This window comes from Pseudomonas putida, from assembly GCF_028682395.1.
In the GTDB taxonomy this organism is placed as follows: Bacteria; Pseudomonadota; Gammaproteobacteria; order Pseudomonadales; family Pseudomonadaceae; genus Aquipseudomonas; species Aquipseudomonas putida_AB.
Map to the genome: position 1 here is coordinate 62,941 of NZ_JANHLC010000005.1, position 22,733 is coordinate 85,673.

13 protein-coding genes are annotated in these 22,733 nt (G+C 61.9%); all 13 read right to left on the bottom strand.

Annotated features, from left to right (window positions below):
- Window position 1: 1 nt before the first annotated feature.
- Window positions 2-1,147, bottom strand: coding sequence for a glycosyltransferase family protein (locus tag NPS46_RS14155; RefSeq protein ID WP_274108179.1), 1,146 nt, complete (start codon window positions 1,145-1,147; stop codon window positions 2-4).
- Window positions 1,140-3,302 (bottom strand): heparinase II/III family protein, encoded by a 2,163-nt coding sequence (locus tag NPS46_RS14160; RefSeq protein ID WP_274108180.1) that lies wholly within the window; start codon window positions 3,300-3,302, stop codon window positions 1,140-1,142. The genes NPS46_RS14155 and NPS46_RS14160 overlap by 8 nt, the downstream gene beginning before the upstream one ends.
- A complete protein-coding gene (locus tag NPS46_RS14165) occupies window positions 3,299-4,903 on the bottom strand; it encodes a glycosyltransferase (RefSeq protein WP_274108181.1) in 1,605 nt (534 codons plus the stop codon). Before NPS46_RS14165 ends, NPS46_RS14160 begins: the two co-directional genes overlap by 4 nt.
- A 1-nt stretch (window position 4,904) precedes the next feature.
- The gene (asnB, locus tag NPS46_RS14170; protein WP_274108182.1) at window positions 4,905-6,878 is read right to left on the bottom strand and encodes an asparagine synthase (glutamine-hydrolyzing); all 1,974 of its coding nucleotides are present in this window, start codon (window positions 6,876-6,878) and stop codon (window positions 4,905-4,907) included.
- A gap of 24 nt (window positions 6,879-6,902) precedes the next feature.
- Complete coding sequence (asnB, locus tag NPS46_RS14175; protein WP_274108183.1) at window positions 6,903-8,900, bottom strand: asparagine synthase (glutamine-hydrolyzing); 1,998 nt, start codon at window positions 8,898-8,900, stop codon at window positions 6,903-6,905.
- A gap of 10 nt (window positions 8,901-8,910) precedes the next feature.
- Window positions 8,911-10,731, bottom strand: a complete 1,821-nt coding sequence (locus NPS46_RS14180; RefSeq protein ID WP_274108184.1) for a methyltransferase domain-containing protein — start codon at window positions 10,729-10,731, stop codon at window positions 8,911-8,913.
- A 24-nt stretch (window positions 10,732-10,755) separates the two neighbouring features.
- Window positions 10,756-11,601, bottom strand: a complete 846-nt coding sequence (locus tag NPS46_RS14185) for a class I SAM-dependent methyltransferase (protein ID WP_274108185.1) — start codon at window positions 11,599-11,601, stop codon at window positions 10,756-10,758.
- A gap of 61 nt (window positions 11,602-11,662) precedes the next feature.
- Entirely contained in the window at window positions 11,663-13,408 is a 1,746-nt protein-coding gene (locus tag NPS46_RS14190) for a polysaccharide ABC transporter ATP-binding protein (RefSeq protein WP_274108187.1), read from the bottom strand.
- Complete coding sequence (locus NPS46_RS14195) at window positions 13,401-14,171, bottom strand: ABC transporter permease (protein WP_274108189.1); 771 nt, start codon at window positions 14,169-14,171, stop codon at window positions 13,401-13,403. Before NPS46_RS14195 ends, NPS46_RS14190 begins: the two co-directional genes overlap by 8 nt.
- Window positions 14,172-14,209: 38 nt before the next feature.
- Entirely contained in the window at window positions 14,210-16,948 is a 2,739-nt protein-coding gene (locus NPS46_RS14200) for a radical SAM/SPASM domain-containing protein (RefSeq protein WP_274108191.1), read from the bottom strand.
- Window positions 16,945-19,119 (bottom strand): heparinase II/III family protein, encoded by a 2,175-nt coding sequence (locus NPS46_RS14205; RefSeq protein ID WP_274108192.1) that lies wholly within the window; start codon window positions 19,117-19,119, stop codon window positions 16,945-16,947. Before NPS46_RS14205 ends, NPS46_RS14200 begins: the two co-directional genes overlap by 4 nt.
- Window positions 19,116-20,969: a glycosyltransferase family 4 protein gene (locus NPS46_RS14210; protein WP_274108193.1), complete on the bottom strand. Its 1,854-nt coding sequence runs from the start codon at window positions 20,967-20,969 to the stop codon at window positions 19,116-19,118. Before NPS46_RS14210 ends, NPS46_RS14205 begins: the two co-directional genes overlap by 4 nt.
- Window positions 20,970-20,971: 2 nt before the next feature.
- Window positions 20,972-22,729: a hypothetical protein gene (locus NPS46_RS14215; protein ID WP_274108194.1), complete on the bottom strand. Its 1,758-nt coding sequence runs from the start codon at window positions 22,727-22,729 to the stop codon at window positions 20,972-20,974.
- Window positions 22,730-22,733 lie beyond the last annotated feature (4 nt).

Sequence of the window (22,733 nt, forward strand, 5' to 3'; positions counted from 1 at the left end):
CTTACTCCACCCACGCCATCAAGGGGGCCAAACGTCGGGGCCAGGAAGCCGATTGCGCATACTGCTGATAACGCTCGGCCTCGCCGGTTTGCGTCAGCGCCGCCTGCACCGCCGCAACAAATTCGTCGCTCGACGAACACAGCACGGCAGGGCTGTTCAGGCTTTCCAATTCAGCCCAACGGGTGGACACCACGGGTAAGCCGCAGGCCAGGTACTCATAGAGTTTCAGCGGATGAATATGCGCCACCAGCGGGCTGCGGCTTGGCGAATGAAAGGGGATCAGGCCGACCTGCGCATGCCGCAAGTAGCCGGCCAGTTGCGAGTGCGGCCTCACTCCCAGGAAATGCACATTGTCCGGCATGCCCGCCGGAGCATTAGTACAAGGGCCGATCAGCACAAAATTCACCGCGCGCAGCTCCCGCGCACAGGCCTCGACCAGCGCCAAGTCGACCCAACTGCTGATATCTCCGACAAACACCGCAATCGGCCCCGCCAGCGCCGCATATTCCTCAGGCACCGCTGGTAGCCCGGCAAAGCGCTCGCAGTCCACGCCATTGGGCACGTGCATCACCTCCCGCGCGCCGTGCTCAGTGGCCCATTGCGCCATACCGCGCGACGCCGTGACCACCAGATCGGCACGCGCCAGTGTGTGCATTTCACTTTGCCGCGCGCCGGCGGCGTAGCCATCGAAGCCGCAGTTGTAGTCGGCCAGGCGCATCACACAGCGTTTGTAGCTAATCTCATCGAGCCAGGCCGGTTGGTAAATGCTGTCCAAAAACAGCACATCCACCTCACCGAACCCAGCATCTCGCACCACGCGGCTGGCGTTCGGCCAACTCAGTTTATTCCAGTGGAAAAACAGCCAGGGTGCGCGAAAAAAACACCGATTGGAGGGTGCCAACAGCGAGAACGGCACGTAATGCCACAGCTTGTCGTCGAGGTCGCGTTGCCCACCCGCGCGGTACTCCTGCAAGCGCGCTTGAAACACTGAAGAGCCCGGATGCAGAAAGTTAAGCGGGGTGATCGGTGCCGCGACATACGCCACCTCCCAACCCTGCTCGACGAACTGGCTGGCAATAGCATGACTGCCCACGCGCATCGGCGAAGTCCAACAGTGAATACCTATGTGCAGCATGCGCTTAACCATGGGCGGGCTCCACCAAACGCAGGCTCCAGACGCACCGCGCGGGAATGTCACGAACACGGATCACCTGAGTCTCCACCTTGCAGCCATAACCGGGGGAATACACTGCCGTCTCCACAATGCTTGGCCAGGCCGAAATTTGTAGCCGAACCTTGCAGCCGTCAGCGAGTAGTAGCCAATCCTGGCCATCGCGTTGCGCCTTTACCTGCGGGGCCAGCGGAAAGGCCAGTTCACCTATGCCGGCGTGTTCATCGGTCACCTCAACGCCATCGTCGAGAAACGCCACGCTACGGCGATGCGTCGCGGCAAAGCCGTCATGCTCGCCCACAAAATCGTGTTCGCTGGCTTGCAGCATCCGGGTAGGCGCCACCCGCGACAGGCTGAACAACCCGGTAACGCCCGCCAGCCAGCCATTTTGCTCGCCGGACGCGGCGCTCAAAGTGGCGTGCGCACGAGTGGAACGCAAGGCATTGCGCTGCTCGGGTAGAGCCGTATAGACGTAGGTGCCGGGATCGACAATAAACGGCACCCCGTCAAAGCAGGCCTCCAGCGACAACTGATCGTTGTGCGCATGGCCGCCGTTGCCCAATTGCCCCACCGAGCCGCAACGCAGCGCTAGCCAAAGCCGTGGGCGACGATAGACATACAGACCGAAATCATCGAACGCACACAGCGCTGTCAGCGGCGCTTCGGGTTCCCCACCCTGCCCTGGCGCCAACGGGCCAAGCAGCGTGCGCACGATCAGCGCATCCAGCGAAACGGGCGGCAGGCTCACACCCTCTCGCAACTGCGCCACACAGTCGATAAATACGCCATGCCCATCAGCCCAGGGCGCGTCAGGCTGCGCGCTAGGGGTGAGCGTAAAGAAGCGCCCGCTGTCGTTGTCGCCAATCTGGGCAACGCCGCCATCCGGGCGGGTAATCGCCCGGGAAAAATCGCCCATGCGCACCAGGTGGCGCAGCACCTCGTCGGAGTGCAACGCATGGGTCGCCGGCACGCTGCGCTGGGCTGGAAGCAAACCGGGGCCCGAAGCATCCAGGCCGTTATCGAGCATGGCCGGGCTCAGCGCTTGCAGACGTGATGCCACACGCCGTGCCAGCACAGCGGGAAACAGCACCAGCTCTGCAGACAAGCGGTGATAGCTGGTGGAGGCCTCGAAGTTGCTGCCGTCTGCCTGGAACTGCACAAACAGTTCCTTGCCTAGTTCATTGGCGGCCAGCATCAGCCAGGCGTCGCTTTCATCGCTCGGCGGCAAGTAGGCGGCAACAAACAGCAAGCCGGCCAGGTTGGCCAGGTAGTGGTTGCTGCGCAGATGCGCGAACCATTCCAGATGGGTGACGATATGCCGCCCATGGGCCACCACGCTGCGCCTGAACTCACGGTCGAAGGCCGGCGTGAAGCCCATGCCGGCGGCGACCACGATGTCGTAGGCGAGTAGCAGGTTGGCGATGCGAATGCCCACGTCCATGGTGCACGACCAGTTGACGCCAAAGCGCGGCGGGTTGGCGGCGATAAAATCCAGCACCTGGTTCTGCAACTCCAGGCGTAGTTGTTCGGCCCGCACCGGGTTGCCGGCCAATTTTTCTACAGCAGCGGCCAGGGCCAGCCGGGGCGCATGCTGCATGCGCGCCAACTCCCAGGGCAGCTTCACGTCGACACCCGGCAGATGGCCGTAGCGAATCAGTGCCGAGGGGGTAAGCGGCGACCAGCGATAACCAGAGCGCAGGTCCAGATGCCAGTCGATAGCTTGGTAGCCAGGTGAAATCAGGCGTTGCAAGCGCTCTGCATGACGCCGGTTGGCGGGATTGACGCCCACGCTCGCCGGCATATCGTAGTGATGCCCTTCCAGCCCGGCCGCGCGGAACCCGGCAGCCGGCTGTACATCCCACGCGCCGAGCAGGTCGAAACGGTGGGCCAGCAGGCGTTCGCTGTCGACCGCCAGCGCCGCACGCCAAGGTGCCAACTGCGCCGCACTGAAGGGCGGTAAGAGCGCCTGTAGCGGTTGTTCTACTGCCTCGTCGCCAAAGGTCGGCAAAAAGCGGTCCCGGACTTGCAGCCTGATTGCCGCCTCATTACGCAGTACGTAGGCACTTAAGCGGCGGGCAATCTCTGCCGGCGGATAGCGCAACAAGCGACGGATACGGGTCGGCCAACTCATGGGCAAACGCCCTCAAGGGCAGCGACGATCCGCTGGGTATGGTGGCGCCAGGTGTGCTGATCCAGCACATCCTGCCGCGCCCGCGCTCCCAGAGAACGCCCGAGTTGCGGTTGCTCCAGCACCTGCGCCAGGCCCTCGGCCAATGCCGCCGGCTGGCCCGGCCCAACCAGCCAGGCACTGTCGCCATGCCGCAGCACCTGCTGAATCTGCCCCAGCGCCGAGGCTACGATGGGCCGCCCCATGGCCATGTACTCGAAGAGTTTGGTCGGCGAGCCAAAGAACGGCGTGCCGTCCGGGTTGGGGACATGGGGCGCGGCCAGCACATCACAACAAGCCAGGTAATCCGGCGCCTGTTTTTGCGGCACCTGCCCGATGAACAGGCACTGTTGCAACACACCCAACCGCGTTGCGAGCGCCAGCGCCGCCGCATGCCGGGCGCCCTGCCCCACCAGCAACAGGCGCAGCTCGTCACGGCGGTGCGGCTGGCTTTCCAGCAGTAGGGCAAAAGCTTCGACCAGCTCTTCCGTGCCATGCCACGGGCCGAAGGTGCCGATAAAACCGATCACCGTTTTGCCCTCCAGACCCAGGTGGCGGCGCAAGTCTGTCGCGTCGATATCCGGGTGGAAAGCGCTCGCGTCGACGCCATTGGCATTGACCAGAATCCGCTCGGCAGGCACACCACGCCCCAGCAACTCCTGGCGCAGCACATCGCTGACCACAACGATCAGATCGGCGGCTTCCAGGTTAAGCTGCTCAACCTGTTCAGACAGCGCCAGGCGCACCACCGGCGTGCCCCAGTGCTGGCTGATCCAGACTTCCGAACCGTTGTACTCGGTCACCAGCGGCACATTCAACGCCAGTGCCAGTTTGGCGCCGGCATAGTTGTTCAGGCTGTAACGCTGGTAGATAAACGAAGGCCGCTCACTGCCCAATAGCGCACAGACCTCGGCGCTGGCCGAGCGGCTGAACAGCAACGCCGGTACTTCACGAAAATCCCAGAAGCGTGAAGCGGGCAATAGCGCGTGAATGTTGATGGCCGGATCGACAATCGGGTTTGCGGCCGTGGCAAACACCCAGGGCACCACGCCCGTGGTCTGTTCCAGGTTATTGACCACGCCTGCCATATGCGTCACCGAGCCACCCACCTGAGTGGAAAACCACAGGTCGGTCTTCAGGTACAGGCACGCAGCCCCGGCTTGCGGCGCGCTCGCCCGGCGGCCAGGTGCACGGCTGCGCAGTTCAGCCAGTTCGCGGCTAACCGAGGCCAGCACACCAGGTAGGCGCAGCGCCTCGCCCAATGTGGTCAACGCCCGGCGCAGCAGCACCACGGGCCCAACCTTCAACTGGCGCTGTTGGGCATCGACCATCAGCACCCTGCCATGGCTAAGCAGGCGCAGTACCGCCATCACCAGCAACGGCCGCGAGCGCAGGCCAAGGTGCGGCAACACCAGGGTCACCGAAGCATAACGCAGCAGGTGCCGGCGTATACCAGGGCCGCGCACGGTGGCGGCGAAATCGGCATGCGACCAGGTTTCGACGTCGGCCGGCAGCACCAGCTCCGCCGGGACGGCGCCATCGCAGAGCAACAGGTGGGCGGCCATCTCAGCGCTCCTCCTGTACGTTTGGCGTGTCGATCCAGCGGTCATACCAACCGGCCAGGTTGTAAAGCACCCACAGATTGGTGCCGTAGTCTCCACGCCCGCTGCGGTGCGCTTCGAACATCTGGCGAATGTAGCCTGGGTTAAACCAGCCGCGCTGGAACAGCGCGCACTGGTTGATTTCGTGCTCCACCCGACGACCGAACTCGCCCTTCAGCCAATGCGCCACCGGGGCGCCAAAGCCCACTTTGGGACGGTCGATAACCCGGTCGGGAATCAGCCCGCGCACGGCATCCTTGAACACTGACTTGGGCCTCCCGCCTTCCAGCTTCCAATGCGCCGGCAAAACGCAGGCGGCCTCGACCAGACGGTGATCAAGAAATGGCACGCGCGCTTCCAGCGAGTGCGCCATGGTCATCTTATCCACGCGCATCAGCAACAGTTCGGGCAGGCGATAGCTGAGCTCCAGCTGGGTCATACGGCGCAATTGCTCGCTGTCCCCGGCCGGCAACAGCGCCGCTGCTGCCGCCATCACAGCATTGCTGTCAGCCATGCGCAGCGCACTGTCATCCAGCGGCCCGGTACTACCGGCAAAGTCGATGGCAGCGGTGTTGAGCAAAGCGTTCTTCTGGATTTCCCAGAAGGTCGCCGCCCCGCCCCAGAAGCATTCCTTGTCGCGGCTGGCGCGAATCAGAAAGTCCAGCCCCGAGGCGCGGGCCAGGCCATCTCGCCCAGCATGCTCGGCCAACCAAGCCACACCGCGACGCACGGCAGATGGGAGCTGGCGATAGGGCTGCCAGATGCGTCGGTGCAGGTGCAGATAACGCAGATAGCCGTTGTACCCGGCAAACAGTTCATCGGCGCCCTCGCCCACCAGCACAGCCTTGACCTGCCCGGCAGCCAGCTTGGACACATGGTAGAGCGGCGCGCACACCCAGTCGGCCAGCGGCTCATCCTGGTGATAGAGAATGTCGGCCCAGGACTCTTCGAAGGACTGCTGGGTGACCAGAATTTCGTGGTGCTCGGCGCCAAAATGCCGGGCCATATCACGGGCATATTCGCGCTCGTCCATGCCCGGAAAGCCGTCGTAGCCAACTGAAAACGAATGCACGGGGCCACTCGCCTGCGCCGCCATGCCGGCCAGAAGCGAGGTGGAATCCACACCACCGGAGAGCAGCACGCCGACAGGCACGTCGGCGGACATATGCTCGACAACCGCCTCATCGAAACCCACGCGAATGCCGCGCACCGCGTCTTCGCGGTTTGCCGGCTGCACCGGAGTATTCAGCGCCGGGTGCCAGTAACGCGTAAAGGCGATACGGCCATCGTCACCGACCTGCAAGTAACAGCCGGCCGGCAGCTTCTGAATACCGCGAAACATCGTCAGCGGTGCGGGCGCAACCATGCCGCTGAGGTAGTGGTACATCGCCGTCGGGTCGATGTCGCGCACCACGTCGGGCACCTGCAGGATTGCCTTGATCTCCGAAGCGAACAGTAGGCGTCCGCCACTGGCGTGCAGGTACAGCGGCTTGATACCCACCCGGTCGCGGCCCAGGTACAGCAAGCGGTGGCGGTTATCCCACAAGGCAATGGCGAACATGCCGCGAAGGCGCTGCAACAAGCCCTCCCAGCCCCAGGCACGGTAACCGTGCACCAGCACCTCGGTGTCCGAATGCGCGGTACGAAAGCCATAGCCTGCCACTTCCAGCTCACAGCGCAATGCCACGTGGTTGTAGATTTCGCCATTGAAGGCCACCACCACAGACTGCTCGACATCTGCCATCGGCTGGGTGGAGCTTGCATCAAGGTCAACAATCGACAGGCGTCGATGCCCCAGGCCCAAACGCCTGGACGCATCCAACCACAGCCCGGCCGCATCCGGCCCACGGTGATGCAAGCTGTCACGCATGCGGGTTAGCAACGCTTCGCTAACCGCTGCCCCTCCTTGTGCGACGAATACTCCACAAACTCCACACATCGTCTTAGGCTCTCGCAAACGGCATCAGAAGCAATCGGTGCGCCCCTCGATCCACGACTCATGCCAGAGCACGGCATTGAGCACGGTCCACAGGTGGAAGCTGTAGCCACCTCCACTGCCCATCTGATGCTTAAGCATGTCGCGGAAGTAGTCGTTGTCGAAGAAGCCATCGCGCACCAGGCGCGAACGCTCGAAGGCAGCCATGCAGCGGCGCCCGAAGTCTTCCTGCTTGAACCAGGCTTCCATTGGCGCACCGAAGCCCTGCTTTTTGCGATAGATCATGTCGTGGTCGAGGTAGGGCTCAGCAGCCTTTTTCAGCACGTGCTTGCCCACACCGTCCCGCAGCTTGTGGCGCGGGTGCAGGGTGCGGGCGAACTCGATGACATCCTGGTCGAGAAACGGCGTACGGGCCTCAATGGAATGCGCCATGGTCAGTTTGTCGACGCGCATCAGCAGATGCTCTGGCAGACGCAGCTTCATTTCCAGGTACGGGATTTTCTGCAGTACATCAGGCTGCAGCAGCTTGCCGTTGATCTGCGACATGTAGTGTTCCACCACCGCATGGCTGTCGGTGCCACGATGGGAGTCGGGCAACAGGCCTTCAACCGGGCAATCGATCTGGCTGGCGAATACGTCGGCGTTGGGCGTCAGTTGGTCGCGCATACCGCCCCACCAACACACCGCGCCACCCCAGAACAACTCCTGGCCGGCACGTGCGCGTTTTTGGATTTCCTTGTCCTCGGTGGTCACGGCCGGCAGCAACGCACGTGGCTGCGAGACAAAGCGCCGCCACCAAGGCATGCCGCCACCGGGCAGTGCCGGGTTGTACATATTCATGGCTTTGTCGCGGTAGTGGTCACACCACCAGTAACCGAGGAAGTTCTCGTCCGCGCCCTCGCCGACCTGAACCACGGTGGTACCGTTGTCACGCACCAGCTTGGACAGGAAGTACAGCGGGATACACACGTTGTCGGCGATCGGCTCATCCTGCAGGCGCACCATCTCGGGCAGAAAGTCCTGCGCGTCACGGTGGTTGATCGACATCTCGTGGTGTTCGGTGCGATAGCGCTCGGCCACGCGGCGGGCGTATTTGAATTCGTTGGTTTCTTCTTCGCCGTCGTAGCCGATGGAGAAGGTGCGCACCGGCGCGTTGCTCAACTCACTCATCAGCGCCACGTTGAGGCTGGAGTCCACTCCGCCGGACAGCAGCACGCCAAACGGCACGTCGGAAACCATCCGGCGTTCGACGGCCTGACGCAGCACGTGGGTCATCTCGGCGACTGCCTGTTCGTCGCTGCGCTCGATGATATCAGCGGCACTGGGGATGCAGTCCCAGTACTTGTGCGCCTTGGCTTTGCCGTTGGCATCAATCGTCATGCGATGCCCGGCCGGCAGCTTGAAGATGCCCTTAAACAGGGTCAGCGGCGCCGGCGTAACGATAAAGGTCAGGTAGTGCGAGAACGCCGTCGGGTCCATCTCTGGCGAAATCGCCGGGTGGCCGAACAGGGCGCGGATTTCCGAGGCGAAGACCCACTCACCGTTGCGGGTACGGTTGAAGTACAAGGGCTTCTTGCCGGCACGGTCGCGGGCCAGGTGCAGCACCGGGGCATTGGGGTTGCGCGCGTCATAGATGGCAAAGGCAAACATGCCATGCAGCTTCTGTACACAATCGATGCCCCACACTTCGTAGGCACGCAGCAGCACCTCGGTGTCGGAATGGTCGGTGCGCCAGTTGAACGGTCGAATCGCGTGAATCTCGCGACGCAACTGAACATGATTGTAGATCTCGCCGTTGAAACTCAGCACCACCGTGGCATCTTCGTTGGCCATCGGCTGGGTGGCCGCGGTGGACAAGTCGATGATGGACAGCCGGCGATGCCCCAGTACGCAACGCTCCTGCCGTTCCCGCCAGATCCCTGCGCCATCCGGACCACGATGCAACATGCGGTCACGCATGTTGATCAACGTCTGGTCATCGCAAACCCTTGCCTGCGGATTGAAGGCGCCCGTAATTCCACACATTCGACTGTTCTCAGTGATCGTTGTTGTTGAGGGGGTCGTGCTCGCGACGCAAAAGCTTGGCCAGCAGACCTGTCAGCCGGTAACGCCGGCTGTGCTTGAACTGTTGCACCCGGGCCGTCAGGTTGGCGTGCTTGTTGGCTGTGTCCTGCGATTGCATGTGCAACCTGACGTGCTCGTCGGCCGATTTCTGCAGTTGCACCTGCAGCGTGGCGTGTGCGTCGGCCGCCTCTTGCAGTTGCGCCCGCAACCGGGTCTGGTCATCGTTCGCCGCCACCAACTGCTGCTGAAGTTGCTGGGCCTGTTGCGCGCATTCGCTGAGCGCGGCATTGCGCTGACTGACTTCCTGTTCCGCGTGCGCCAGGGCCAGACGCAGCTCGCCCAGTTCGCGCTCACGCTCAGTGGCATGGGCGGTTTCCTGAGCGATAACCTCGGCCATACGGGTCAACTGCTCGTTTCTGTTCAGCAGTTCGTCCTGCAATTCCTGCTGCACCTGGGCGGTCTGCGCCCGGTGTTGCTGGGCCTCGAGGACTTCCCGGCTCAGCGCCTCGGCGGCGCAGCGGGCCTCTTGCTGCAACTGCTGCACGTGTTGGCTTAGCTCGCTTTCCTGGGCGAGCGCACCGGCATGGGCCATGGGTTCGGCCTGCGCCAGCATTTCAACGCGGCGCTGTTGGTCCAGGGCGCGTTTGTGCTCGGTCAAGGCAGCGGCATCTTCCTGCCGACACGCCACGACAAACAGAATCGGCGCGGTCAGCGAAAAACGCTCGAGCAACGAAATGGCTGGGCCAATCGCATTCAGCAAGGTACGCGCAGTGGCCGGCAGTTCCTGCGTCTGGCTACGCCCTTCCAGCAGGTCAGCGGCACCGCGATGGCGGCCGAGCATATAGGCGACCAGCTCCGGCAGGCTCATGCCGTATTGGCCATCCATATGCAGTAGTTCGAACCCGCAGCGCGCCAGCAAGTGGCGCACCTGAGCGGGGCCAAACAGGTTGATATGCCCCGGCGTGTCGTAGCCGCCGTGCACCACGCTGCAATCGCCGCGCTGGGCGCGCAGCAGCGGTGAATCGAGATTGGGGATGGTGAAGGCCAGCACGCCGTTTTCGGCCAGCAACTGGTGGCAACTGTGCAGCATCTGCGCGGGGTCGACCATATGCTCCAACGATTCCCAGAAGCTGATCAGGTCGAACCGTCCCGACGGGGTCTGCTCGTCATGCAGCACCTGCAACCCGGCTTCTTCGCAGAGCTTGATGCACTCGCGCGACGACTCCACGCCCAGGCCATCGAAGCCGTGCTCACGGGCCGCGACCAACGAGTTGCCCAGGCCGCAGCCCATATCCAGATAACGCAGGCCCTGACGTTGCTCGAACAGCACGCTCAGGCGCGTGAAGTAGTCATTGAAACGGGCCAGGTCAGCCTGCTGGTTCTCTGCCGACGAGCGCTTATGAAACGAGCGTTGCAGCACCTCCAGCGCGTGCGGAGATTGCGCAAAAAAACGCTCGAACAGATGTGCATCAACCTTCAGCGGCACATGCCAGCAACCGCAATGGCCGCATTCTTGATAGCCGTAGCCATCGTAGGACTGAAAAATCGGCCGCTGATCCTGCACAGCCCCACAGGCCGGACAGCCGCGCGCCTCCAACTGTTCGATCAGCGGGCGACCGGCTCGGTTCCAGCATTGCACCGCCTCGCCCCAATCGGACTGGCTCATGGTGCTAAATGGCGTGCCAATAGCCATGCGCGGCGCGCTGGCATCATCGTTCGGCTGTGTCGTCAGGGCAACAATCAGGCGGGCAAGATCGCCCGCCAGGTCCCCGGCAGTCTGGTCAATCGGCATAGGAAGTCCGGCCCTCGACAGTCATTAACCCACTCCTTCGGCGGCACCGGCGCGTGCAGCATAAATCAGCAGCTCACGCATGCTCGGGTCTGCCAGCATGGCCTGGTAGTTTTCCAGATCGGTACCCATCAATTCTGTGAGGCCGTAGATGCTGTAGTTGAATGCCTCGGACTCCAGCACGCGGAAGTCCGAGGCATTCAACATCCATTCAATCTCGCCGGCAGTATATTCTCGATGGTGCCCTTCGAATGGCAACTCGGTGGCGAACTGGCTTTGAATTGGCGGATGAATCGATTGCCCGCGCGCCAGCTTCTGGCGGTTGTAGATATAGGCCAGGTTCGGCGTGTCGAGCACCAGCAGGCCATCGGCAACCAGCGCGCGATGCAGGTCCTGTAACAGCAAGCGCGGGGTATGCGGCACATGCTCGATCACGCCCATCAGAACCACGGCGTCGTAACCACCGTCGGGTTTGAAGTCGGCGAAGTTCTGCACCTGCACGCCTTGCTCGCGCAGCAAACGCTGATTTTCTTCGAAGCAGGCACCGTAGCTGTCGAAGGAGTCCAGCGCCGTGACCTGGTAACCGGCTTGGGCCAGCATCAGCGAGCAGTTGCCAAAATAGGCACCGAAATCCAGCACCCGTGCGCCCGGCGGCAGGTGCGTGCGCACCATGCGCAGCGCACGCACCATGCGGATCGAACTGAGGTTGATGTAGTTCGCCCAGTTGAAGCCCTTGAGGCCCGGAGAATGGGCTTCCAACACCGTATAGTCCTTACCGTCGATGCGGGCCATCACCTGCTGCGCGGCGCGGTCGGCAATGGCAAATTCAGCGGCGAAGTCGCGCTGTAACTCGTCGGAGAAACTCAGTTTCATGTGTTGACCTTTTTGATGAGCTGGCGCCGGCTCGGGCGCTCCTGAAGAGTGGCCAGCAGCATCATGCCGACTCCGTGCAGGTACTGCGCGCCGACACCTGCATCGGCAACAGGGTGTTGGCACCGCCGAACTTGCCGCCATTGCCGATGACGTTGAATTCCATACTGCGATTCAGGGCGTAGTAGACGTCATCGTTGACGGAGAAGAAGCGCCCGTCGTTGTGCTCGAAGTAGCCGGGACGCACCGCGAAGAGCGTCAGGGTGAAGGTCCCCAGCCCCAGCTTCAGACTCGAGCAATCAAAACCCACCTCACCTTCGCCATCGGCGATGGTGAGCGCGCCCGCGCTAAGGCGAGCGACATCGGTCACCCCGTCGCGGTGAATGGCGATAAGAAACTCGACCGGCAACTGCCCGGAGCCCGGCACGATCCGATAGCGCGCACGCACGCTGATCGGCTCACCGGCATCGAAGACAAACTGGCCGACGCCGTCAGCGCCAAACAACTCGATGTCTTCCAGCCAGATACGGCCGGAGCCATGCACATCGGACTGTGGCGCCAACTGGGTAGACGGCGCTTCCATTTCGCTGCACGCCTGCGCCCAGGCCTCCGGTGCTTCCTCGTCCTGCCCTTCATCGACACTCAACGGTTGGACACCAAGCAATGGCAGCTCGGCTCGCAGCTCGCACTTCTCTTTGAACCACAGTTCGCACAGCAGTGTGTTGTCTTCGCTGGCGACATAGTCCAGCTCCACCCGCAGCGCACCCTCATGGCGCAGCTGTTGCTGGCTGAGGTCGAGCACCAACCGACAACGCTTGACCGCGCCACCATCGGCCAGAATGCGCAAGCCGCTTCCCCCGGCTATCATCTCAAAACCGGACGACGGCTCGATCAGCGTACCGCCCTCCTGCATTGGATATTCCTTGAGTAACTGCTCACCGGCCAGTACACGCACCGAGCGCACCAGCAGTTGCCCACGCAGAGGGGCCTGATCGGCGGTCGACAGTTCCAACACACACAGGCCGGCCTGCTTGGTGGCCAGGGCCTTGGCGCGCAGGCGCCCTTCTTCTTGCAGGCGCACCGAGTGCTCATAGGCGCGGATCACCTCGTCGCTGCGCCCATCCATCAGCACGCCGCCACGATCCATCCAGATCATCCGGTTACACAGTTTGGAAGCCGAATACACATCATGGGAAACCAGCAGCACGGTGGTGCCGCTCTCTTCGGTCATCTCACGGATGCGCTCGAAACTTTTGTTGGCAAAGTAGGCATCTCCCACGCCGAGAATCTCGTCGAGCACCAGCAACTCGGGGGAGATCGCCGTGGAGGTGGCGAACATCAGGCGCGCCATCATGCCGCTGGAATAGGTTTTCACCGGCTGATCGATGTATTCCTCAAGCTCAGAGAACGCGATGATCTCATCAACCTTACTCTTGGCACGCTCCCCGGTCACAGCCAGGTGCGCAAGGTACGCCAGGGCATTTTCGCGGCCGGTGAAGTCGGGATGAAAACCGGTGCCAATCTGCAACAGCGCATGGGCGCCCTGACTCACTTGGAACTCGCCCACGGTGGGTTGCGTAACGCCGGTGATCAGCCGCAACAGGGTACTTTTGCCCGCGCCATTGCGACCGATAAAGGCCACTTTCTCGCCCTTGCGGATGGTCAGGTTAACGTCACGGATCGCCCAGTGTTCCTGATAGGCGCTGGGGCTACGCAGCAGGCCCAGCATGTCGAGGAAGCGGTAGTGCGGCTTGGCATAAAGCTTGTACAGCTTGGACAGGCCTTGGGCGTGGATGATTACATCACTCATAGTCTACCAACATGTTCTTGAAGCGTCTGAAGAAGGCGCTACCCAGGGCAAACGTGACTACGCAGATCACCGCGTACCAACCCAGGGCCTCCAGGTTGATCGGGTGGTCGGCCAGCAGCACCGAACGAAAAGCTTCGGTCATGTAGTAAACCGGATTGAGGTAAATCATGGCCTGGAAGCCACCGGGCACCATCTCCGGGGTGAACCCGATTGGCGAGATAAACATCAGCAGTAACAAGCTCAGGTTAACGAAATTGGCCACGTCGGGCAGCGCCACCACCACAGCCGACAGCACAAACACACAGCCCAGCAGAAACAGCACCTGCAAGACGATGACAACCGGCAGCAACAGGAAGCGCCAGTTCATGTTGTCGTCACCCAGCACCAGCAACGCCACGATCAGAATGCTCACCACCTGGCCGGCCAGCGCGACGAACACCGTGCGCACCGGAATAAGGTCCACCGGCAGCATCACGTTCTTGACGAGGTGCATGTTCTGGCGCAACGACACCGCCCCGCTGTTGAGCGCCTCGCTCATACCGATGTACGGCACCAGACCGGCAAACACATACAGCGTGTAGTCGAACTCGCTAAACCCCGGAAAACGCACCTTGAACACCACCAGGTACACGAACAGGTAGATGCTCAGCAGCAACATGGGGTTGATCAACAGCCAAGCCTTGCCAAAGGCCGAGCCCGAATAACGCTTGGCCAGTTCCACTCGGGTGACGGCGGTCAGCACTTCGCGATAAGACCATATCATCGACAGTACGCGACCTGCCGAACGCCCAATGCGCAAAATCATCGTTTGAACCCCCGGAACAGGAATTCCACCAGCGGCTTTCTCACCATGCTCGCTACTGCGCCAACAAAACGCTGCTTGCGGCTACGGCCTGGCTGGCGGTTGATGATGGAGAAATGCGCGAGACTGGCATCGGCCAGGGTCCGATCGAAGAACGGCCCTTGGTAACCGTAAGCCATCGGGCAGCGCTGACAGGGTGGCAATGGCGTGTCCGAGTTCACCGTGCGGCGGAACTCACGCATCTTGTCGCCGTTCCAGATCGACTGGAAATCTTGCTCGAAGATATTTCCCAGGGCGTAATGTTCCTGACTAGGACCGGTGGTGATGCAGCACACGTCCATGCGCCCATCGACGGTGAAGTTGTTGACATCGGTCCACGGCTTCTGGCAATAGAACCGAACCTTCTTCTCCTGCACCTGCTTGACTTTGATCAGCTTGGCCTTGCCCGGTGTGACGGTGATTGGGGTAACGCCCGCTGGCCCCTCACCGGCCAAGGCTTCCAACTCGATCAGCTCACCTTCACGTTCGCGATCCGGCGCTTCTTCCAGGGCATTGCCCCAGTCGATACTCGCCTTAAGCGCCTCGTCACCACGGCAAAACAGCACCACCTGCAAGCGGTGGTTCTGCTCAGTGTTGATGAGCAACTCCTGGGTATGGCTGCCGGGGCCGAATCTGAACTGGTGCGTCCACTTCTGGAAGTCTTCGCTGAGTACACCGATCACCAGCGTGCCGCTCTGCACCTCGACCTTCACCGCAAATGCCAACTGGTCGTCCGGCGCGCATGGATTGGAGTACGACTTGATCAGGTAGCGCCCCTTGAGGTTCGGCGCCGCTTCGATATTCAGTACAGGACCTTCCCAGACCGCACGCACGCCCGGGCTGTCGATCTGCCAGCGACGCGGGAACGGTAGTTTGAACGCTTTGCGAATACCGGCACCGGGGCGCATGACGCGAATGAAGTCGATATCGGCGGCACAGGCGCCGCTCGCTGCGAAGAGCAGGGAAACCTGAAGTTCTTCAGCGGTCTCGAAGGCCAACTCCACAGCTTGTTCGCCAGCGCCTGGCTGGATCACCCGACTAGCCAGCACCTGCCCCGACTCCGCCAATACCGAGAGCTGCAACGGCGCGCCGTCCAGCGTCACGTTGGCCTTGAACACCAGAAGCTTGCCGGGTTCTACCGGCGTCGAGGCGCTGCGCCAGGTGTACTCGCCTTCGCTGCCCTGCGGGCAATGCAGTTGCGCACGGTTGAGGTGCCACGACACGCTGACGGCTGCGCTAGAGGCATGCCAGTCATCACGACGCGGTGCGAGCAGACGTCCTTCAAAACCGGGCGGCATGATCACTCGATCCACCGGGTCTGGCCGCACAGAGCGGAAAGTGGCCGGATCGATACGAATATCGCACGAGTTGATGGTGTAAGGAATGCCTCGCCGCGGCACATCTTCCAGATACTCGTGGGCCGCATCCAGCGCATCGTTGACCTGCGACTCGTACGGCACGATATCGCGCAGGTCTTCTACGGCGCCGAGGTCGGCACCCAACTCGGACAGCGGACGGATCATGATCACGTTCACGCGCAGGTCGTACTCGGCAAACTGCAGGAACTGCTGCAATTCGTGCACGTTGGTGGCATGTACCACGAACGACACGAACACGCTCGGCAAGTCACTCCAGGCGCGTTGGTCGACGATGGCGCGAATGCTATTGGTGACCCGGTCGAACTCCTTGATCTTCATCACTTCGCGGTGCGTCGGGCCGGTTGCGGCGTTAAGCGAGAAGGTAATCGACTGCAGGCTCAGCAGGTGGGGAATCTGCTCTGGCTCGATCAACGCACCGTTGGTGATCAGGTACGACGAGGCGCCTTTCTTCTGCAAGGTCACCAGCAGCGAGTTGAATTCACGGTACAGGGTCGGCTCACCGTTGCCTTCCACACCATACATGTAGGCGGTATTCAGGGTCGGGGCGATAAAACGCTGGACCTTATCGAACGGCAACTGTTTCTTGATGATGCCGGTGCGTTTGATGGTCACCGAGCAGAATTCGCACAGCGCGTTGCACTGACCGGTCGGGCACAGCGCCAGGTACATCGGCAGACTCAGACTTTCCTCACGGTTCAGGCGCATTTCCATGCCGGCGACAAAGGCGTTGAACAGCCGCGAGCTTTTGCAGCGCCGATGGATGTAGCGCTTGAGCGGGCCCCAGTGCGGTAGGTAGGTGTCGACGTCAAGAATGCGGTCATCGGCCACATAAGGCGCGGCAAGAATTTCCAGCTCGCCGAGCTTGAACGTGCTGCCACGCGGGTAGGTGCCGTAGTAGTTGATCATCGCCAGGCGGTATTCACCGCAGGCGTCAGGCGCACAGGAAAACCCCAGGCGCTGGGCGCCACTCTGCTCCATCGCCCTGACGCGCAGCCAGTGCGTCGAATTGCCGGCACTGCCCTTATGCTCTTCCTTGATCAGTACCAGCGCCAGAGGAGCAGCGTGATCGACCTCGACCTGCAACTCAAAGGTGTAGAGCTGGCCCTTGTTCAGCACCAACGTCGAGGACAGCAGTTGAGTATTGAGCGGACCTTCGTCGCACACCCAGTGGCCTTCGCCCTGCGCTTCACCAGGCTTGGCACACAGGGCCTGCCAGGTAACGCCCGAGGCGATATCCGGCTCGATAAAACCGGTGCGCTTCTTGCGCCCGCTTTCGCGGCTGACGCTTTCAGCGACTTCGACGACAGGAATAATGTTCATGCATAAAGTCCTTCAGACTCGGCGTTCCATAGCGCGCTGGCACTTTCGCGAGCCTGTACATAGGTAGGGCCGCTCAACGCGGAACCGACGAATAGGGCACTGGATACGGTAGATGATTGCGTGACGATGGCCACGGTGCGCACACGCACGCCGTAACCGCTGGAGTACCAGGCGTCTTCAATGGTCCATGGCAGCGCCGCCGGTGCTTCAAACACGGCAGTGCCACCAGCGTATTGCAGCAGTGCGCGGTTGCCTTCCACCGTTACTTGCACACTGGGATGAACCAGGAAATGCCAACGCAACGATTGGCCTAGGCCATTACCCAGACGGTCTTCGACGATCAGCGCACCGTTGTCGGCCAGACAGAGGCGCCGCTCGTGCAGCAGCTCAGGGGCCAGGCGTTGGTAGGACGAATGACGGCCGATAATGCCGATGTGGCCATGGCCATGGCGCGGTACATCCCACTCCGGGTGGCCTTGCTGGACCAGGCGGAACAGCGCCTTGGGGTCCATACCGTGCTGTTCCTCGCCCGCCAGTTGTACGGTGTTATGGTGGGCGGTGGAGCGGAACCAGTTCCGCGCGTCCGGATCCTGGGTGTAGGTATAACTGCCCGCATCGACGAACAGCGGCTGGTTACCGATGGCCCATTCGATGGCGAGTTGGTCATTGTGTTTGTGGTTGCCGATGCCGAAGGTACCGCACACCGAGTTGCTCATCGCCACGTAGTGGCCGGCCTGGCGCAATACCGCGACACCGGTTTGTTCAAAGAGCATCACGGGCGCAGTAGCTGGCAGTTGCGAAGTGGTTGGAACAGGGTCCCACGGATCACGCCAGAACAGCCCCTCGGCCTGCCCTGCGGTGTCCAGCGGTTGCTCGGCCACCTGGCAGCCCAGCACGCTCGCACCGGCAGCCAGCAGGTGGTCCATGTGTTCTTGCTCGGCTTCCCAGCGGTCATAGGCTGAAAAGATATGCGCACGGCCGTTGTCGGCATCGCCAATCTGCGGCAGGCGGCCGCTGTCCTGGCGCAGGGCACTGACAAAATGCAGGGCCTTGAGCAAGCGCTCGCGGTACTCGGCCGAGAAGGGTTGTTTGTGGTGCTGCGCCAGGGCATAGGCGGAGAGGAACATTTCGGTGACCAGGCGGTGGTACGGCACGCTCGACTCGAAACCGCCGCCGTCATCCAGCAGTTGTAGGCGCACTTGCTGCTCCAGCCCGGCTTCGGCAATACCGCGCCACACACAACCGGCGTCCAGCCCCGGGAAGTTCATCGCCAGCCAATACAGGCCGAACAGGTTGGCCAGGCCATGGTTGGAGACGATGATGCGTCCCTCCAGGGTGCCGAATTCCAGGTTCGCAGTGACATGCCGGCCGTGCTGCACCAGGCTCTTGAGAAAACGCCGCCACCAGCCACGGTTCAGCTCTTCCGAGCCTTGGAAAAAGGACAGGCCAGCTTGCCAACTGACCAGACGCAGCGCCACGTCCATTGGGCATGCCCAATGGACGCCGAGCCCCGGACGGGTCTGGGCGATAAAGTCGGCGATGGTGCGCGCATAGCAGCGTGCATATTTTTCATCGCCAGTCAGCCAGTACGCTTGCCCTAGGGTCGGGAAGTGCTGGCAGCGGGTCAACTCCCACGGGCCCTTCACATCGGCTGTGCCACGGCGCATGACAAACGGCGACCAGCGCCATTGGCTGAATACCGAGGCGTAACGCTCGCCGGAAATCGGGTCGAGGTTCCAGTCGATACGGTGCCCGGCGCCACGCTTGCCACGGCGCATGTCCACCGGGCCGCTGCCGAGCAGGTCGAACTCGCCGCGTACCAGCCGATCGGCCTGGGCAATGATGCGCTCGACCTCACCGGGTATGGCCTTGAGCTGCTGCACCACAGAATCACGGTCGGAGGGCAGAAAGTTGCGTCGGCCGAAATCACCGCGACGCTGGCGGATCAGGTAGGCGTAGAAGCCCTGCCAGCCATTGCGGCGCAAGATGGCGGTCATTTCACCGTCTGCCGGTTGCCGGGTGAACAGGTAGCGACCCCACTCCCAGGTACGTTCCTGAACGCTTTCAAACCGATGCAATACGCGTTTCAGACGTTCCCGGTGTGGCGCGACGAGCGCGCGCAGCGCATGCCCGAGCTTGCGCCGGACGAAGCGAGTTCCTCTACCGATCACAATGGCTCCTTCAGTGCAGTCGAACGCTGCGCAACATGGTGCACAATCTTGTGCACGTGCTGCTTCCAGGTGTAGTTGTCGAGTAACGCCTGGCGCGCATTGGCGCCGAGTGCCGCCCACAGTTCCGGGCGAGCGGCCAGACCCGCCACCGCATTGACGAAGTCTTCGGTGTCACCCGGCTTGCACAGTACCGCGCGCTGGCCTGTGAGTTGTGCTACGTCGGCGGTCACCAGCTCCCGGGTGTCGAGCGACGGCGTCAGCACCTCTCCGATCTGCTCCAGGCGGCTGGCGACGATGGCACCGCCAAGCGCCATGTATTCGAACAGTTTGGTCGGCGAGCCGAAGAACTTGCTGTCGACCATATGACGGTTGTGCGGCGAGATCAGAATATCGCTGCAGGCCAGCAGCCTGGCCGCCTCGGTCTGCGCCACGGTACCCGGCATATGCACGCGGTCCTGCAGGTTGTGGCGCTTGACCGCATCATCCACCAAGTGGCGGAAGTTGCCGTCACCGATCAGCAGGAAACGCAGGTTGGGGTCGCGTTCGCACAGCAATGGCAACGCTTCGGCCAACACATCGATGCCATGCCAGCCACCAAAGGTGCCGATAAAACCGACCACACAGTTGTCCGCCTGCCAGCCCAGGTCCACACGCATCTCGCGCTGGAGCTGTCTGTCGAGGGGAGCATAGTGCTCCGGCGAGCAACCATTGGGGTTGAACAGGATCTTCTCGGCGGCGATGCCTTGCTGGATCAGGCCATCCTCGATCACCTCGGAAATTGCCACGATGCTGGTGGCCTGGGCAAAGGCAGCCCGCTCGGCCAGGGCAAACGCGGTTTCCAACTCGTAGCCTCGCTCGTCGAAGCTGCGCTTCATGGAGATTTCCGAGCCGTTGTACTCGAGAATGTAAGGAATCCCCAGCTCGCGGCTCAGTTGCGCGCCGACGTAGCTGCCGAGGATGGCGCGCTCGTAGATATAAGCGGGCTTCAGTTCGGCCAGGCGATCACGCAACCACTTATAGTAGAAACGCGAGGCCTTCAACACGTCGATCTCGTTACAGGTCGAGGACGGCGAATCCATGATTACCTGCTCGATGCCCATCACATCAAGCAAATCAAAACGGTTGGCCATAAAGCACACCAGGTTTTCGGTGCACTCGGCCAGTTCCTGGGCCACATAGCAGGTGTGCCCGTAGCTGCCGCCTGCTGCGATCTTTACCCAGTAGTCGGTGCGCAGATACACGCCGGTGCCGGGGATTTTATTCTCGGCGCTGGGCACACCGTTGATGGCCAACGGCACAGGCGACGCCTCGGCGATATGCCGCTCGATCTCGGCGACGATGGACGACTCCGAGTCGCCCAACAAGCGCGCCAGGGAGGCCGGCATCCATTCGATGATCAGGTCGCTCACCTCCAGCGACGAAGGGCCGCCCAGGGCATTGCTGAACACCACGGTCAGGCTCTGGGAGGTACCCGGGTCAATCACAAAACGCTCGGTGAAACGGCCCTTGGGCAGCGGGAAGTTGCCCAGCCAGCTGGACTCTTCGGTATTCAGGCAGCCGACGGCCATGGCGCCGCTGGCCAGTTCGCCGGAAATCGACAGTACCGCCATCTGGTTCGGCTTGGCGGCAATCAGCATCGAACGCAATTGGTAGCCCCAGTCGGAGTCGTCGCTGCCCAAATGGAAGCCCTCCCCTTGCGAGGTAAAGGCACTGGCCCCGACTGCACTCCAGCCGAACTGCTCCACGCGCTCGATACGGGCCACGCGCACAGCGTGCCAGATGCCAGCGGCGCGACGCCGCAGAGCACGCGCTACACGCAGAGGGAACTGGAGGATTGGCAAATTGCGCACGACTAGATACTCCCCATAAACGCAATACCATTTGTAGTCAGCACCTTGACCAACGCATCGCGCGTGGCCGGCTCGGCACCGGTAATCGAGAACACACCCTTCTTGAGCAGCCACAGCCAGAAATCCGGCTCGCCGATACCTTGCTGTTTAAACGTGCCACGTAAAGGGTCGAGCATAAAACCGACCTGATCGACGTTACGACACAGTTGCCGCCCTGCTAGCACCTCGCATTGACCTCCTGCCTTTTCAGCGCCCGCTACCGAGAGGTTTTCCGGGACCAGTAGATCGCGCATTGCCCCCTCGGAGGAATAAAGGCGCACCTCTTTCGGCGGCAAGGATAGCGCCTGCGCAAGATGGACCGGCGTACCGTCGCGGGTCGTCACCAGCCTGGCATTGAAAGTAGGGTCAAACACATAGAAGCGTTTGGCTCCGGGCGGACCAATGGCCACCACGGTGGTGACGTGCGTGAGAATGTCCTGCGAGCCGAAGTCCATGACGAAGGCTTCATAGCCGAACCTGTTCAGCAACCGCGCCATAAACACCGCGAAGCCCCCGCAGGAAACCCCGTTCTGCTTGCCCTCAAAAGACTCTGAGAGAATCTGTTCGAGCGGCGTCGAACCAATCCTGGCATGCAGCGTCTTTCCATTTTCGATCACCAACTTGGGCGATACCCAGTGCATCAACTGCTCGGCAGCAGCCAGTCCCTCGGTCGAATGCTGCGCGCCTGGCGGTAGCTCCAGCGCTGGAATCTCCCGTTTGATGCGCGACACCATCTGCGCCTCGGTGGCGCATTGCGGGCAGCCTGTCAGGCTGGCCTTGTCGATCTGATAGGCAAACGGCTGGTCGGCATAGATCAGCAGTTCAACCCGTGCGCCGGCCGCCAAGTTGAGGGAATACAGGCCGTCAGGCATCTGAAAGTAAGCAGGCGTCCCACCGTCGATAATCAGGCGTCCGTTCACGGTCTGAGGCCCTAGCTGGCGCCCAACCAGCTCGAACTTGCGCACCCCCTCAGGGCTGGCTTCAAAGACCAGTTCCAGCCCCGCCGGCGGAGTGCCACCGCGAATCTGCAGAGTGCCGTGGTGCAACTTCAGCCTGGGTTTCTGATAAGGCTGCACCACCAAGCCGCTGCTCTCGCCGAAGAACTGTTCGGCGAGAGCCAACCCGTTCGACTGTTGTGCAGCCTCCGCATCGGTAACGCACTGCGGGCAGCCCGTCAGGGTGGTTTTGTCGATCTGATAGGCGTACGGCAGATCGGCATAGATCAGCAGTTCAACACGCGTGCCCGACGCCACCGTGATGGACAACGGGCCATTAGGCATACTGAAGTAAGTACTCGGCTGACTGTCGATGGTCAGCCGCCCGGTCACGACCTGAGCCCCTATCTGGCGCCCCTCCACCTCCAGCTTGCGCGGCCCCTCCTGGCTGGCTTCAACCACTAGGCCTAGTCCCGCCGGGCTGCTATCGCTACTGATCTGCAGCTTGCCACGGTGCACTAACAGCTCTGGGGTCTGATAAGGCTGCACGAGTAAGCCACTGTCTTCGCCGAAGAACTGCTTGAGCCCAAGCGCCCCCCGCGTATCGAGCAGCGTCGAGTGCGATACCGCAACCGCCGTTATGCTGATGACAGCCAGCGCGGCAAGACTCAACAGCTGTGGGCGCCAGCGCCGCAGGTCGGCTCCGGACAGGCGCGAGAACTTCGCCACAAAAGCAGTGAGCAAGCGGATCAGATCAAACTTATTGCGAGGTTCATTGGCGTCCATCCCA

Bases quoted from the DNA above. Each gene is read 5' to 3' on its own strand.
- NPS46_RS14155 (WP_274108179.1), bottom strand. From the start codon at position 1,147: ATGGTTAAGCGCATGCTGCACATAGGTATTCACTGTTGGACTTCGCCG.
- NPS46_RS14160 (WP_274108180.1), bottom strand. From the start codon at position 3,302: ATGAGTTGGCCGACCCGTATCCGTCGCTTGTTGCGCTATCCGCCGGCA.
- NPS46_RS14165 (WP_274108181.1), bottom strand. From the start codon at position 4,903: ATGGCCGCCCACCTGTTGCTCTGCGATGGCGCCGTCCCGGCGGAGCTG.
- asnB (WP_274108182.1), bottom strand. From the start codon at position 6,878: ATGTGTGGAGTTTGTGGAGTATTCGTCGCACAAGGAGGGGCAGCGGTT.
- asnB (WP_274108183.1), bottom strand. From the start codon at position 8,900: ATGTGTGGAATTACGGGCGCCTTCAATCCGCAGGCAAGGGTTTGCGAT.
- NPS46_RS14180 (WP_274108184.1), bottom strand. From the start codon at position 10,731: ATGCCGATTGACCAGACTGCCGGGGACCTGGCGGGCGATCTTGCCCGC.
- NPS46_RS14185 (WP_274108185.1), bottom strand. From the start codon at position 11,601: ATGAAACTGAGTTTCTCCGACGAGTTACAGCGCGACTTCGCCGCTGAA.
- NPS46_RS14190 (WP_274108187.1), bottom strand. From the start codon at position 13,408: ATGAGTGATGTAATCATCCACGCCCAAGGCCTGTCCAAGCTGTACAAG.
- NPS46_RS14195 (WP_274108189.1), bottom strand. From the start codon at position 14,171: ATGATATGGTCTTATCGCGAAGTGCTGACCGCCGTCACCCGAGTGGAA.
- NPS46_RS14200 (WP_274108191.1), bottom strand. From the start codon at position 16,948: ATGAACATTATTCCTGTCGTCGAAGTCGCTGAAAGCGTCAGCCGCGAA.
- NPS46_RS14215 (WP_274108194.1), bottom strand. From the start codon at position 22,729: ATGGACGCCAATGAACCTCGCAATAAGTTTGATCTGATCCGCTTGCTC.